Origin of the sequence: Wolbachia endosymbiont (group A) of Epistrophe grossularia (assembly GCF_947251435.1) — a bacterium.
In the GTDB taxonomy this organism is placed as follows: domain Bacteria; phylum Pseudomonadota; class Alphaproteobacteria; order Rickettsiales; family Anaplasmataceae; genus Wolbachia; species Wolbachia pipientis.
Genome location: NZ_OX366363.1, coordinates 192,015 through 205,662, shown reverse-complemented (window position 1 = coordinate 205,662; position 13,648 = coordinate 192,015). Strand labels below are relative to the sequence as shown.

The window sequence follows — 13,648 nt, the reverse complement described above, 5'->3', positions numbered from 1 at the left end:
ATCTTGTGAATATAGACATTAAAAATTGAATAGTCAAGAAATAATGAATATAATTTCAAATATACTTATTACATATTCAATATGAGGAAAATGCATAATGCATGACAACACACTAGGTGAACATATTTTAAATATTATTCAAAATCATGAAATTTTAGAACAGAGCGATTTACAGACCTTGCTTAAAGAAAGAGGGCACAACATTCCTCAGGCTACTTTATCAAGAAAATTAAAAAAACTTAAAATTGCCAAAGTTGCTGGTATGTATAAAGTAATTGACATCAACCAATATCGATTACCATTAATACTTAATATGCAAATTTCGGATTTTGGTTTAATAGTACTACACACTCAACCAGGACAAGCTAGCAGCCTAGCTTACTTTCTAGATCAGAAGTATGTTATTTATTCATTAAATAATAGCAAAAACATAGGAATTATAGGAACTATAGCAGGTGATGATACAGTATTATTGATCATCAAAAGTAAGGCTGAACTTAACAAAGTATTACAATCAATTTATGAAACATTTCCATATTTAAGTCCTGAATAAGAATGTTGTAAGTTAAAAATGTGATATAAAGGAGATAAGAGGGATTTCTTTGTTTAAATCTTTGTCTTCTTTTTTTCAATATACCTACATATCAGAATGGACAATTCATATAGAATCAGCATAGGTATTGCAAGCCCTACTTGGCTTAATACATCAGGTGGAGTTAAGATTGCAGCGATAATAAAAATTACCACTATCGCGATTCTGCGTTTATTTGACAAACTTTGTGTAGTGAGTAACCCTACTCTCACCATTAATGTGAGTATTACTGGAATTTGAAATGCAGTGCCAAAAGCAAACATAAATTGGAGAACGAGGTCTAAATATTCGCTAACTGATGGCATAAACTCTATCGGTATATCGAAGGATTTACCACTGTGTTCGAAGTTGATAAAAAACTTCCAGGCTAAAGGAAATATATAGTAATAGACTACAGTAGCTCCCGTTACAAATAAAACCGGTGTTGCAATTAAGTATGGCAACAACACTGCCCTTTCACTTTTATATAACCCAGGTGCTAAGAACATATAGAATTGCCATGCAAACACAGGAAAAGAGAGCAAAAGTGCACTCATCATTGCAACTCTAAGATACACAAAAAATGCCTCCGTTAAGTCTGTGTAAATTAAAGAAAAACCTTTGCTATCTTTTGTTGCTTCTATTAAAGGTGCAAGTAAAAAACGGTATATATTTTCCTTAAAGTAGTAACAAAAACCAAAAGCAATGCAAAAAAATAGAAAGCAAAAGATAACTCTTTTTCTGAGTTCCGCAAAGTGCTCACAAAATGAAGCATATTTGTTTGGGTTTCGATTCATACTTTACTATGGCTCAATAATGCTATGTCTAACATTCTCAGCGAAAAAGCCCACTCATTGTCATACCACGCTGCAACCCTGCATATATCACCTGTAACATATGTACCAGTTAAATCCACAATTGCACTATAAGGGTTATGCACAAAGTCTATTGAAACTAAAGGTTCCGTACATATAGAAAGTACATTTGACATTGGAGAACCCTCTGTCATCCTAGTACCCTCTGATGTCATCCGAGTAGCTGACACTGGATTAGATTCCAGCGTCACGCACTGGAATGACGTAGACGAGAGAGCTGCATCCTTAAACATTTCATTGATTTCTTTAACGGTCGCTTTCTTATCAGTCGTAAATGTAAAATCAACCATAGAAACATTGCTAACTGGAACTCTGACGGCAGTGCCATCTAGCTTGCCCTTTAATTCAGGAATTACAGAACCGATTGTTTTTGCTGCCCCGGTTGTAGTTGGCACCATAGATAATCCGCAAGCCCTTGCTCTACGCAAATCTTTATGATTACCATCAAGAACATTTTGATCATTCGTGTAGGCATGTATAGTAGTCATAAAACCGCTTTTTATACCTAAACTGGAGTGTAGGACTTTCACAATCGGAGCAAGGCAATTTGTAGTGCAAGAACCTGCTGATATCACTTTATGCTCTTTTTCGAGCATATCGTCATTCACACCATAAACTATAGTGACATCAGCATCCGGAACTGGAGCAGAGACAATTACTTTCTCTGCATTGTGCCTTATTGCTTCTTCACGTTTGTTGAATGCACCAGTACATTCAAGTATTACATCAACATTCCAAGGAATATTTTCAGGGCTCCGTTCTCTATACAAAGAAAACTTTCTGCCATTTATGGATAGCCAATTTTGAGACTCATTAAAATCAATATCACCACTGAATTTGCCATGAACAGAATCATATTTAATCAAATGTGCATGCTGCTTTGCACTGAGCGATCCATTGACAGCTACAACTTCTATTTGTTTGCTATATTCTTCTATTTCGAAAATAGCACGCAATACGCCTCTGCCTATTCTACCCAGACCATTAATTCCTACGCGAACCGTCATCTCTTCATTCAAAAAATTTAATTATAGAGGATATCACTTGATATTTCATTTTATTCTTTTGACTGCTAATTGGCAGTTTTAACCTTAATATATTAATATTCACCTTGACTAAAGAACTATAATACTGTATCATTTTATCAATAGTATTGAAACTTTAATAGGAGGCTAATTATGTTATTACAGAGGATCATTATAGATCAATTAGAAAAAATTTCAGGCCAATCATTTCTACACAAACTTGCTACCGATAAAGAATATTTTAAGGAAGTGTCAAGGTATTTGGAAGAAAATCATAAGATGAGCTTAGAAGAGTTTATAATTAGCGTTTATAGATCAAGTGGAGGAGATGTCAATTTTCGTGATTATAAGGATGAGGCAGCATTATATTCTGCATCAGAAAACGACAATCAAGATATGGTTCGTATTTTAACATCATGTGGTATAAGCATTGATGACTTTAATTGTGAAATTAGTAATGGAATACAGGAAAAATCTGAACAATCTAGGAGAATTTCATTAAGTAATAATGCTAATGTTTCACATATCTACGAAATAATACGCAGAATTACTAATATAAGAGATGCTTTCCAACATTTGGACCTTAGACACAGTGATAAGAGACCTTTTATTGTTGGGTGTATTACTAGCTTTGTGAATTTGATGGCTATTAATGCTATTAAAGGTAATTACTATAATGGTCCTGGTAGTCTTACTTGCATTCCTGTTTTCCATGCCAACATGTCAAACTTTTCTGATTTTACTACTGATAGAATTAATACCTTTGCTAGCTTTATTATTGGAACAATAGCATATAAGGCCGCACAAAACATTTCTACGTTAGTAAGAGATGTTTCTAGTTTACTCCATAATAGATTGGAAGTGCAAAAAAATGAATCAGAAATCGCTAGATATAAAAAAATACAAGAGAACGTTATCTCTATTCTGTCAGAAGTAAAAGTAGGATCAAATTTGTCTAGAGATATCAATTGTTGATGTTACCTGAGTACAGATTTTTCTCATATCTCAATACTTTCTAGACTGTTATTGAGTGCTTTCACATCTGAGTTTTCCTACTGTCATCCTAGCACGTGACGCTGGGATCTTTATTGCTTTCATAGTCTCATTTATTATTTTGTAACTAAAAAAAATACTTTCCCTTTTTAGAGAACTGCATATAATAGATTTGACATTGCAGTGCATTGTGCAAACAAAATTCCCAACACTACAGGAGGCTTTATGAATAAGAAATTTCTCTATTCACCATTGTCAATAAAAAGCATAGGAGAAAACGGTGTATTTTCTGGTTATGCTAGCGTTTTTAATATAATTGATAAACAAAATGATCTGATATTGCCTGGGGCATTTAAGGAAAATTTAAACAGAAATAAAATAAAACTCCTTTGGCAGCATAATCCTGACGAACCTATAGGTAGTATCATAGATATTTATGAAAATGATGTTGGCCTGTATATAACCGCACATTTACTTTTGGGTATTCAGAAAGCAGAAGAAGTGTATTTGATGCTCAAAACTGGGGCAATTAACGGACTTTCCATCGGCTATATACCTATAGAGTATGATGTTGATCATAAAAGCGGAGCTAGAGTGTTAAAACAAGTGGAATTATGGGAAGTCAGTTTGGTCACTTTTCCTGCAAACTTAGCTGCTCAGGTAATCAATGTGAAAAATCAGAACAATGAACAGGAAGTGTTAGCAAGAGCGATAGAAAAAGCAAATGCTGTACTTGCAGACATGTACATTTCTGCTTAAAGTGTATTAGGCGGGCAAAGACTTTACCATAATTTGACACCTGCGTTAGTATTTGTTTAACATTTATACTAATATATATAACTTTATTACTATTAAAATTTTCTGTAAATTAAAGTTAAAAAATGAGGTAATTTTATGCTAAATATTAATAATAAGGTTAATTATGAAATTAATATTAAGCGAAAGGAAAAAAAATACAGCTGGTCTACTGTATTTGCTTGGTTATATCTAAAAACGATTGGACGAATATTGCCCAAGAGATGGAATAGATGGGCAGAAAATATTTTGTACTACGATAAAACTACTGCAAACAATGAAGTTCAAACTGATGCTTTTAAGACAATAGATGGAAGTGTTCAAGTTGACTTAAAACCTGAAGTTGTAGAGAAAGAGAGCCAAAGTGTAGTGATAAACAAAGATGGAGGGGTTCAGACTGATGGAGTAGCATTGATAACAGAGGAAGATGATGAAGCATTAGAAGAACAGCTGGAGGGCATAAATCAGGAATTAGAACTTGAACGTTTACAAAATGCTTCCTTAAAAGAAGAAAATAGAGAATTACGATCTGCAATTGAAGGACTTGAAAAGAGTTATAAGGGACTTACAGAAGATGCAGGCGAACGAGAAGAGGAACTAACCAAATACAAACAAGATAAAAAAGCAATGCAGGATAAAGTTGATGAACAACAGAAAACTATATTTGATCAATACATGATAATAAGAGAGCAAGGAGAAGAAATTGAAGCTACTAGGAAAGATAATGAAAGTCTGCAAGCACAAATAATAGAACTTAAGAGTAGGTTAAAGGACAAGGAGGATAAATTAATTGAATTGAATCAACAATGGCAAGCTAGCAAATTAGTGGCTTTACTTAAATCACAGACTGATAAATTGTGTCAGGCTAAAGACAAAAATACTGAATTAGAAAATAAAGTCAGTGACTTAGGTCATGAAAACAAAGCTCTACGATTAAGTGTGAATACATTGACTGCTCAATTGGGTGAAATGGAGAACTTGGGGAAGCAATTACAAAGTGTTCAAGAATCTAAACAACAATTGGAGATTGATTTAGAAGGTCAATTGAAAGCTGACACTAAGAAACTACAGGAAGCAAAAGAAGGTCAATTGGCTAAAAAGGCAGGTGCAGTGAGTACAGTATCTACTGCAAAATCAACTCTTTCAAAATTACGAAACTTGCCCAATAAGCTTTCTAGGGATAAGGGTCTCAATAACTTTTTATCTGGGAAAAACGAGGAGTTAAAAAAAGGTTTTCCTGAATTTAAAGAGAAACACTTTTGCCATAACGTGCTTAATGAAACTATAAAGTCTCTATCAAATCAAGATGATGGCAAATTTGAAAGCAGTAAGCTGCTTGAATTATTAGAAAGTAATTTGAAACAATCCGCAAGGGAGATCATAGAAGCTAAGGTTAAAGAAGTTGTCAACGAACATTGTAACATTGGAAAAAATATGGGTAAAGAACTACGAGATGACACGTTAAAAGCCAAGTTGTCACCTTCTGTTAGAAAATGCGTAAAAAAATTAGAATTTAACAAACAAGAAGGGGTAAATAAGATTGTAGACTCTATCTTGCACAGCTTTAATAGCAAGAATAATAATAATAACGACTCAGTAGAATTACTTAAAGAAATTGTTGTGAAAGAGCTAGTAGAAGCTAGAATGAGATTTTTTTTAGATAAGATTCAAGAGTTACAACTGACATCAAGCATAAGAGATAAATTTTTATCTACAGATCAGGGAATGTGTAATCAAACTCAAGGAGGAGTAAACGAATATCAATTAACAGAAAAAGCTAAAAAAGAACATATACCTAATTCCTCTATGAGTTCCCCTAATATTGCAAGCATACATTCATTGAACAGTCAGAAAGAGTTAGAATAGGCTCTTAGCATAAAGCACCAGCTCCTCTTTTGTTAAAGTGTAGGAGCTATCTTCCCAATGTTGTTTTAGCAATTCCAAGTTTCTACCTAAACTTTTTCCTGGCTGGTGACCTATATTTATCAAATCATTACCAGATAGAGGAAATTTTGGAATATTGAATGTATTAGCAAATGAAATGTATTTATCAACATTTTCTCCAGACTCAACACCACAAATTTTTATTAAATCACAATATAATTCTCTACCAAATAAAGATATGTATTTTTTTTGCTCTTTTTCTGAGAGTTCTGTTTTGATATCGTTGGATAATAAAAATAACAGCTTTTTCTTTTGCTTGTTTGAAAGACGTAGAAACTTACTTACATATTCTCCAAGACTTAGCCTGTCATTTTTGGTGGTCCTAAGGAGTAACGCTAATTTTACTAGTGCATCAGTGCCCAAAAGAAGTGGCGAAGACAGAATTTCGCATTTTACTTCTTTTGGGATAATCTTTTGCAAAACATCAGATTCTTGCATGCTCTTAAGTGTTGGAAAAGGATCATTGCACTCCAGCAATTTAAGTATTTCATCTCTTATTCTCTCTCCAGAGAGGTTTTGAATCATATGCGAATGCTTTTTGCATACGTTTAGTATTTCATCACTCAAATCTCCGGCACATATTTTTGCATGAAAACGAAATGCTCTTAAAATACGTAGATAGTCTTCTTTAATTCTATCTTCAGCGTTGCCTATAAAGTTTAACCTTCGCGCCTTTAAATCCTCAATGCCACCAAAGTAGTCATATATATGGCCATGCTTATCTGCATATAGAGCGTTAAATGTAAAGTCACGCCTTGAAGCATCAGCTTGCCAATTATTAGTAAATTCTACTTTTGCATGCCTACCATCACATTTCACATCATGCCTTAGTGTCGTAATTTCAAAAGATCTTTGATTTAGAACCGCAGTGATAGTTCCATGTTTTAAGCCAGTTGGAATAGTTTTTATATTACGGAGTTTTAGCGCTTTAATTGTTTGATTGGGAAGCAAATTAGTAGCTAAATCGATGTCGTGGACATCACGTTGCAAAATTGAGTCTCTCACACATCCGCCGACAAGCCTAGCCTCACCGCCAAATTCCTCTATGGCATCAATAATTAAACTAGTCTCATGGTCAACTTGCATTTAGGTTAGTACGTACTGCAAGTTCATATTATATGAAATGCTTGCAAAAGCCCTATATAAAAATATACAGAGCTATGAAGATTTATTTTACACTTCCAATTGTGATATTTGTTGTTGATGAAATGTTTTTTCTGTTCTTGATTCCTCCATACTACATCTTGGTGAGCTTGAAGGGTTTTGCTTCTCAGAGCGCTCTATGCGCTGCTTTATATCACTAACGCACTGCCCTACAACATCACCAATTTTTCCATCAGCATTTTCTGCCAATAACTTATCAAATCCCTTTTCAACCTCTGCTCTCTCAGAGATATCCTTTGAAAGGTTACAATACTCTAAGATCTCGTCTAGCTGCAGTTTTTTTGCTAATAGGAAATCTTCTTGTTCTTGCTCTTGTTTAAGTTTGGTTTCCTCTTGCAGTTGTTTTGCTAAACTTTTGTTTATATCAAGCAATGGTTCGAAATGAGAATAGCCTTTGTTTATTATATGCACAATACTACTATCATTATAATCAACTTTATTGTATTCACCTGCACTTTTTGAACCTGAATTGTCTATTAATTCATGCAAAAACCGATCTTGTTGGGTGTCAATAGCATGCAATGGGTTACTCTCTATAACATGTAATTTTACACCATACTTTTCACAAAGTATCCTAGCTTCAACATAAGAGCTACCCCACCTACCGTTACGCATAATGTCTGCTGTATAATCATCTACAGTTTCACTACGGTGCTGGCCATTGTTATCATAACCATTGGCAATTGCATCTGTAAACCACTTTGGTGGATTCTTTTGTGCAAATTCCCTACAATCATTTCTTAATTTTTCGGCAGTAACTTGCTCTCCTGTCTGTTGTTCTAGACTTTGCCTGAACGAGTCAAAAAAACAGCTTCCATTACCAATTGCTTGTCCTACATAGAAATTGTCAGGGTAAGGGTTACTATTTAAAAGAGTTATTTCTTGCCCTGAGATCCTGGGCCTTTTTATTCCAACCTCAACATCATGAAAGTCACTTGGTAGTTTCCGTTTCTTAGCTGTAGTCATAGTTTTACCTTAATTTAAGCTATATATTACTATACCAACAAAATTGTCAATAAGCGACTAATTAAGTATAGCAGAAATTTTTAAATTATGCAATAGTTATAATTTTACATAGCAAATATGAGTTTTAACTGCGGTATAGTTGGGTTACCAAACATAGGAAAATCAACCTTATTTAATGCGCTTACAGAGTCAAGTGCAGCCGAAGCTGCAAATTATCCTTTTTGCACAATCGAGCCAAATATAGGCAAGATTTCGATAAAAGATCAACGTTTGAAACAAATCGCAGCAATTGCAGGCTCAGAGAAGGTAATCTACAACCAATTAGAAGTTGTAGATATTGCAGGTCTGGTAAAGGGTGCGAGCAAAGGCGAAGGGCTTGGCAATAAATTTTTAAGCCATATCAGAGAAGTTGATGCCATCGTTCATCTGCTCAGGTGCTTTACGGATGACGATATCAGCCATATACACAGTAAAATAGATCCAATATCAGATGCTGAAGTGGTAGAAATGGAATTAATCCTAGCTGATATTGATAGCATAGAAAAAAGGCTTCCTCAATTGGAAAAGAAAGCAAAGCAAGGTGATAAAGAGCTAAAGAGACAACTTGAATTAATGCAAGAGGTATTAGCTACTTTAAAATTAGGTAAACCTGCAAGAAGTTTGGAGAATATCAATGAAGATGAGATGAAGTTGCTTCAATTGCTGACAACAAAGCCCGTTATGTACGTTTGCAATGTTGAAGATACAAATGTTATAACTGGCAATGAATTATCTAAAAAGGTAGAGAGGATGGCGGAGGAAAATAAAAGCAAATTTTATTGCATTTCAGCAAAACTCGAAGCAGATATTGCAAATCTTGATAGTGAAGAGGAAAAACAGAGTTTTTTATCAGAATTTGGCTTACAAGAATCAGGCCTTGATGGAGTAGCGCGTATTATGTATGAAGTGCTGAGTATGATAACTTTCTTTACTGTGGGCCCCAAAGAAGCACGGGCATGGCCAGTAAAAATAGGGTCAACAGCCGATAAAGCAGCAGGTGTAATCCACACTGATTTTGAGAAAGGCTTTATAAAAGCAGAGACAATAAGCTTTGCAGACTACATAAAGTATGGAAGTGAATCAGCTTGCAAAGACGCAGGAAAAATTCGCTTTGAAGGCAGAGATTACATCGTGCAAGATGGTGATATAATGCACTTTAGGTTTAATGTGTAGTTTATTATGCAGCCACTTATTTAAAGTTAAGTTTTCTGGATCCCAGTGTCTGGGCACTGGGATGACGAGAAAGGAGCACTGGGATGACATCCTCCCTAGCGGAGATTGCTCTCAAATCACAATGTTCGTACAGTAAGCACTGACCACTTTGCTTCAATATTTGCGATGCCCCTGAACAGATACAAAAAATCTATTGTTTTTTTATAAATTAAATCCTAAGGCATTTTTTACTGTAGATTAATCATTTGATTATAGTATCATTTTAATTAAGCTTATGCTTGGGATATTTATGAAAAATATTTTATATTTTATATTATTAGCTGTTGTATTCGGATCACTGAGCCTATTTGCTGTAGAGCAATTTGAAGAAAAGAAAATTGAATCAGTTCATAAAAACGAAAATGTAGGTGTAAGGAAGCAAGATAGCACAAATCAAAAAGATGAGTTAAAAAGCAACGTCGATGTTAAACAAACACAAGAGGCTGAGAGCAAAAGATTAGACGGCACTACCGATAAAGAGAAACTGCAACACAACGAGAACAAAGCTTTCGTGGTTGAAAAAACTATAAGTGAAGGTGAAAGGATTGATAAAGATTTGCCAAATGACCAGCTAGAAGGAAGCACAGACAAATTTGCTCAAAATTTACCAAATGTGGCCAATAAAGAAGTGAATAAAGATTTGAAACCAGAGCCTTTGCCTTTAAGTGCTGATTTAAATGAGAATACAGCTAACCCGCAAAAAAATCTACAAGCTGATCAGAAGATTGATATAAAAGATAATGAACTTTCAAAAAGTGATGCGAGTCAATTATTAGAGGGAAAAAAAGAAAAAGTAGAGAATCAGTCTGAAGAAAAAAAAGTGAAAGAAACAAACAGTAATTCCAAGGACCGCAATAGAGTAAAACCTATAACTAAAAAAGATGAAGAAGAGCAAAGTGAAAAGAAAAGTTTACAAAAATGGACAAAGCTAAACAGAGAACCAATAAAAGAATGGGGTCATAAAGACATACAAAGCAAGTCAATATATAAACGACAATATGATAGCCTTAATGAGCATCTTCCTACAACTGTGTTTATTGATGATTACAGTAAGCAATTTTTTTACTGCATTAAGAAGAACAACTTAACTTGCTTAAGAGGAGTAATAAGTAAGCTAGAAAAAATTGGATTAACAATTCAAGAGATACTAAGGTTTAGAAATAAATTGGGTGATACTCCTCTCATTTATTCAGTTAAACAAGGTGAGGTAGACATAGTGCGCTTTCTCTTATTACAAGGTGCTGATCTTAGAGTAGTTAACAATAATTTTCAATCCCCAATTGATATAGCAATCGAAAAAAAGCAGATCAATATAATAAATGCGATTGCCGAAATGATGCCACATCTTTTGGAGGATAGAAAAATAGACAATAAAGAAAGCTCAGCAATGTACGATTGGGCTTTGAAAACGAAAGAAATACAGTGCGATAAGCAAGATGATTAGATTTTTGATATTAATTTTAGTTGGTCATTTATGTTATGGAAACGAAACAAATGATGAAAAAAATCAGATCAGTGATTTTTTAAACGCTTTGCGTGATGCAAAATACGTATCTTACAGTAAAAAAGACTTTGCTGAATTTTTGGTGCAGTGCCACAAAGAGGGCGTGCCAGAAGATTTTAAGAAAGGTTTTGGTTCTAACTTAAATGGAGCTAATTTTAACCAACTGTACCTAAGTAAATCTGTTTTTGATGGAGTAAGTCTGATTGGTGCTGATTTTTCTAACACCGATTTATCCGACGTGTCTTTCATTGATGTTGATTTACGTGGTGCTAATTTTTCCAATGCTAATTTACATGGCATTAAAATAAAAGGTACAAATTTGAGTTTTACAAAATTTGTTTCTGCAAACTTAACAGATATCGTATTTGATCAGTCTAATGTTAGTTATGCTGATTTTATCAGTTCCGATCTCAAAAAAGTGAGTATGCACAACGTAATTGGTTTGCATACTAATTTCTCGAATGTGAAAATGAATTTCTCCAACTTATCAAACTCGAATGTTAGCCACGTAAATTTTAGTGATAGTGAAATAAACGATACTGTTATGCAGAAAAACAACCTTGATAATGCAAGTTTCTTTGGAGTGGATGCATATAAATTAAAGATACAATTTTCTTCATTAAAAAATGCTAACATATATGGTGCAGAGTTAAAAGAATCAGACTTTACAGGTAGCAATCTTTCCGCTGCCTACCTTAATTCTTCTATCATAATTAACAGTAACTTCGACGAAACTAATTTAAGCAACACACAAATTTCCTATGTGAATGACGATAATTCAAGTTTTGTTCAATCTATACTAAATGGTTCCAAGATAAAGCATACATATGTTTCTGAAGCAAATCTTCAGGATGCTGATTTATCCAATATTGATTTTAGTTTTAGTGAACTGCATCAAGTTAATGTCTCTAATGCTGACATTCGTCACGGAAAGTTTCATAATACTAAAGTTGCGAATTCTAACATGAATTGCTCATTTTTTGACCATTCACTATTCACCTCTGCGAAGATAGAAGATTCAGACCTTTCTACAACTTCAATGTATAAGATAAAAATCCAAGACTCTCAAGTTTATAACAGTACGCTTTCTCACCATAATATTGATTCCAGTGAAATAGAAAATTCAACATTCTTTAATTTATTAGCTGATAATTCAAGCTGGTCCAATTTAAAAGTAACTAATTCAAATTTTATTGAAAGCGATTTCAGATCTTCTTTGCTTCACGCTAATGCCTTTAGGAAAACTAGCTTTTTTCTTAGCAATTTGAGCAATTCAACAATTAGTGATATGTCTTTTCTCTCTTCAAGCATATATAAAAGTTCAGTTGTTGATGCTCACTTAACAGGTTGCAAATTTGATAATTCAATTTTGATTGACAATAAAGGACAGAAAAAACTTGCAGGTTCAGAAAATGCTATAACTTCGATTAAAGATTTGCAAGAGAAAATATCACAGGGTGAAAAATTTAATGTAAATTATTCTTACTTTGAATTTAAGAATATGAATTTAGAAAATGCCGATTTTTCTAATTCAACATTGAGTAGAGCAAAGTTTGTAAACGTTAATTTGAATAAGGCAAATTTTGAAAAGACCGATTTGCGCTATACTGTCTTTGATAACTCTTCTCTCATTGGCACCAACTTATCAAATTCTAATTTAGAAGGTTCTAGCTTTTTAAACTCTGATCCAAAAAGCACCATGTTAAAAAATGCAAAGAAAAATGACCGTAAAAAGTGAGGGCGTATTATTGGTTCTATCCTCCCCTTCTGGAGCTGGAAAAACTACTATATCAGCAAAATTACTTGAGCGATCAACTAATTTAGTTAGGTCTGTTTCTATGACTACGCGCAAGCCTCGCCCCGGCGAAATAAATGGAAAAGACTATTTTTTCGTTACCGAAGAAAAATTTCACGAGTTATGCAAAGCTGGCCAAATGCTTGAATACGCCAAAGTTTTTGAGAATTTTTATGGTATACCAAGAAATTTTATAGAGCAAAACTTAAGCAATGGAATAAGCGTTTTACTCAGCATAGACTGGCAAGGAGCATTTCACTTATTCAAGCTCATGAGAAAAAAAGTTGTAAGTGTTTTTATACTTCCCCCTTCAATGGAAGAGCTTAGGTTGCGTTTGCAAAAGCGTAATAGTGATGATGCAAGCGAAATAGAGCGCAGATTAGCCGAAGCTCAAAAAGAGATAAGCAAACGTGATAAATATGATTATGTAATAATCAATGATGATATTGATAAAAGTGTAGAAGAGATAAGCTCCATACTAAATAAAGAAAGACTTAAAAAACTAAAAGAAAAACCAAGTCTGGAAGACTGATAAAAACATCAATTTGGATATTTGCAGCTATAGTTTCTTATCCTATTTTAGCCAATAGCACATTTCACAGTTTAGCTATATTTATTATTTTTTAAGATTAAATGGTTAAAATAGTAGCAACTGTTCAAGTGAGGTTTAACTATGACGGCAAATTTTCTCACAGAAATTAATTTTCTGCCTTTCCACCTATATTTTGATCACATATACAACGTTTAGCTCAAATTAAAAGTCAA

The 13,648-nt window shown here is 33.8% G+C and carries 13 protein-coding genes; 8 read left to right on the top strand and 5 right to left on the bottom strand.

Annotated elements, in window-relative coordinates:
• Positions 1-97 precede the first annotated feature (97 nt).
• A complete protein-coding gene (locus OPR28_RS00930) occupies positions 98-553 on the top strand; it encodes an arginine repressor (protein WP_010081874.1) in 456 nt (151 codons plus the stop codon).
• A gap of 53 nt (positions 554-606) precedes the next feature.
• On the opposite strand, the gene tatC is transcribed toward OPR28_RS00930, so the two are convergent.
• Together tatC and OPR28_RS00920 are read right to left on the bottom strand one after the other, a co-directional pair.
• On the bottom strand, positions 607-1,368 hold the full coding sequence (gene tatC / locus OPR28_RS00925; protein ID WP_265023303.1) for a twin-arginine translocase subunit TatC: 762 nt from the start codon (positions 1,366-1,368) through the stop codon (positions 607-609).
• Positions 1,365-2,453: a type I glyceraldehyde-3-phosphate dehydrogenase gene (locus tag OPR28_RS00920; RefSeq protein WP_265023302.1), complete on the bottom strand. Its 1,089-nt coding sequence runs from the start codon at positions 2,451-2,453 to the stop codon at positions 1,365-1,367. Before OPR28_RS00920 ends, tatC begins: the two co-directional genes overlap by 4 nt.
• Positions 2,454-2,624: 171 nt before the next feature.
• Between OPR28_RS00920 and OPR28_RS00915 the strand changes: the two genes are divergently transcribed.
• From OPR28_RS00915 to OPR28_RS00905, 3 genes are all read left to right on the top strand, one after another.
• The gene (locus OPR28_RS00915; protein ID WP_265023301.1) at positions 2,625-3,446 is read left to right on the top strand and encodes a hypothetical protein; all 822 of its coding nucleotides are present in this window, start codon (positions 2,625-2,627) and stop codon (positions 3,444-3,446) included.
• 243 nt (positions 3,447-3,689) lie between these two features.
• On the top strand, positions 3,690-4,223 hold the full coding sequence (locus OPR28_RS00910) for an HK97 family phage prohead protease (protein ID WP_265023300.1): 534 nt from the start codon (positions 3,690-3,692) through the stop codon (positions 4,221-4,223).
• Between the two features lie 135 nt (positions 4,224-4,358).
• Positions 4,359-6,125 (top strand): coiled-coil domain-containing protein, encoded by a 1,767-nt coding sequence (locus OPR28_RS00905; RefSeq protein WP_265023299.1) that lies wholly within the window; start codon positions 4,359-4,361, stop codon positions 6,123-6,125.
• Here OPR28_RS00905 and OPR28_RS00900 read toward each other — a convergent pair.
• Positions 6,117-7,289, bottom strand: a complete 1,173-nt coding sequence (locus tag OPR28_RS00900; protein ID WP_265023298.1) for a CCA tRNA nucleotidyltransferase — start codon at positions 7,287-7,289, stop codon at positions 6,117-6,119. The two genes, OPR28_RS00905 and OPR28_RS00900, sit on opposite strands and share 9 nt — an antisense overlap.
• Before the next feature lie 87 nt (positions 7,290-7,376).
• Complete coding sequence (locus OPR28_RS00895; protein WP_265023297.1) at positions 7,377-8,333, bottom strand: OTU domain-containing protein; 957 nt, start codon at positions 8,331-8,333, stop codon at positions 7,377-7,379.
• 117 nt (positions 8,334-8,450) lie between these two features.
• Between OPR28_RS00895 and ychF the strand changes: the two genes are divergently transcribed.
• A complete protein-coding gene (gene ychF / locus OPR28_RS00890; RefSeq protein ID WP_010962597.1) occupies positions 8,451-9,545 on the top strand; it encodes a redox-regulated ATPase YchF in 1,095 nt (364 codons plus the stop codon).
• Positions 9,546-9,561: 16 nt separating this feature from the next.
• Here ychF and OPR28_RS07005 read toward each other — a convergent pair whose 3' ends face one another.
• Entirely contained in the window at positions 9,562-9,702 is a 141-nt protein-coding gene (locus OPR28_RS07005; protein WP_410529722.1) for a hypothetical protein, read from the bottom strand.
• 132 nt (positions 9,703-9,834) lie between these two features.
• Between OPR28_RS07005 and OPR28_RS00880 the strand changes: the two genes are divergently transcribed.
• From OPR28_RS00880 to gmk, 3 genes are read left to right on the top strand one after another with little or no spacing between them, the layout of a single operon-like run.
• Positions 9,835-11,028, top strand: a complete 1,194-nt coding sequence (locus tag OPR28_RS00880; RefSeq protein ID WP_265023296.1) for an ankyrin repeat domain-containing protein — start codon at positions 9,835-9,837, stop codon at positions 11,026-11,028.
• On the top strand, positions 11,021-12,826 hold the full coding sequence (locus OPR28_RS00875) for a pentapeptide repeat-containing protein (protein ID WP_265023295.1): 1,806 nt from the start codon (positions 11,021-11,023) through the stop codon (positions 12,824-12,826). The genes OPR28_RS00880 and OPR28_RS00875 overlap by 8 nt, the downstream gene beginning before the upstream one ends.
• On the top strand, positions 12,810-13,415 hold the full coding sequence (gene gmk / locus OPR28_RS00870) for a guanylate kinase (protein ID WP_012673128.1): 606 nt from the start codon (positions 12,810-12,812) through the stop codon (positions 13,413-13,415). Before OPR28_RS00875 ends, gmk begins: the two co-directional genes overlap by 17 nt.
• Positions 13,416-13,648: the final 233 nt, after the last annotated feature.

What these genes read in the sequence shown, in the direction of transcription:
- OPR28_RS00930 (WP_010081874.1), top strand. Translation starts at nt 98, where the DNA reads ATGCATGACAACACACTAGGTGAACATATTTTAAATATTATTCAAAAT.
- tatC (WP_265023303.1), bottom strand. Translation starts at nt 1,368, where the DNA reads ATGAATCGAAACCCAAACAAATATGCTTCATTTTGTGAGCACTTTGCG.
- OPR28_RS00920 (WP_265023302.1), bottom strand. Translation starts at nt 2,453, where the DNA reads ATGACGGTTCGCGTAGGAATTAATGGTCTGGGTAGAATAGGCAGAGGC.
- OPR28_RS00915 (WP_265023301.1), top strand. Translation starts at nt 2,625, where the DNA reads ATGTTATTACAGAGGATCATTATAGATCAATTAGAAAAAATTTCAGGC.
- OPR28_RS00910 (WP_265023300.1), top strand. Translation starts at nt 3,690, where the DNA reads ATGAATAAGAAATTTCTCTATTCACCATTGTCAATAAAAAGCATAGGA.
- OPR28_RS00905 (WP_265023299.1), top strand. Translation starts at nt 4,359, where the DNA reads ATGCTAAATATTAATAATAAGGTTAATTATGAAATTAATATTAAGCGA.
- OPR28_RS00900 (WP_265023298.1), bottom strand. Translation starts at nt 7,289, where the DNA reads ATGCAAGTTGACCATGAGACTAGTTTAATTATTGATGCCATAGAGGAA.
- OPR28_RS00895 (WP_265023297.1), bottom strand. Translation starts at nt 8,333, where the DNA reads ATGACTACAGCTAAGAAACGGAAACTACCAAGTGACTTTCATGATGTT.
- ychF (WP_010962597.1), top strand. Translation starts at nt 8,451, where the DNA reads ATGAGTTTTAACTGCGGTATAGTTGGGTTACCAAACATAGGAAAATCA.
- OPR28_RS00880 (WP_265023296.1), top strand. Translation starts at nt 9,835, where the DNA reads ATGAAAAATATTTTATATTTTATATTATTAGCTGTTGTATTCGGATCA.
- OPR28_RS00875 (WP_265023295.1), top strand. Translation starts at nt 11,021, where the DNA reads ATGATTAGATTTTTGATATTAATTTTAGTTGGTCATTTATGTTATGGA.
- gmk (WP_012673128.1), top strand. Translation starts at nt 12,810, where the DNA reads ATGACCGTAAAAAGTGAGGGCGTATTATTGGTTCTATCCTCCCCTTCT.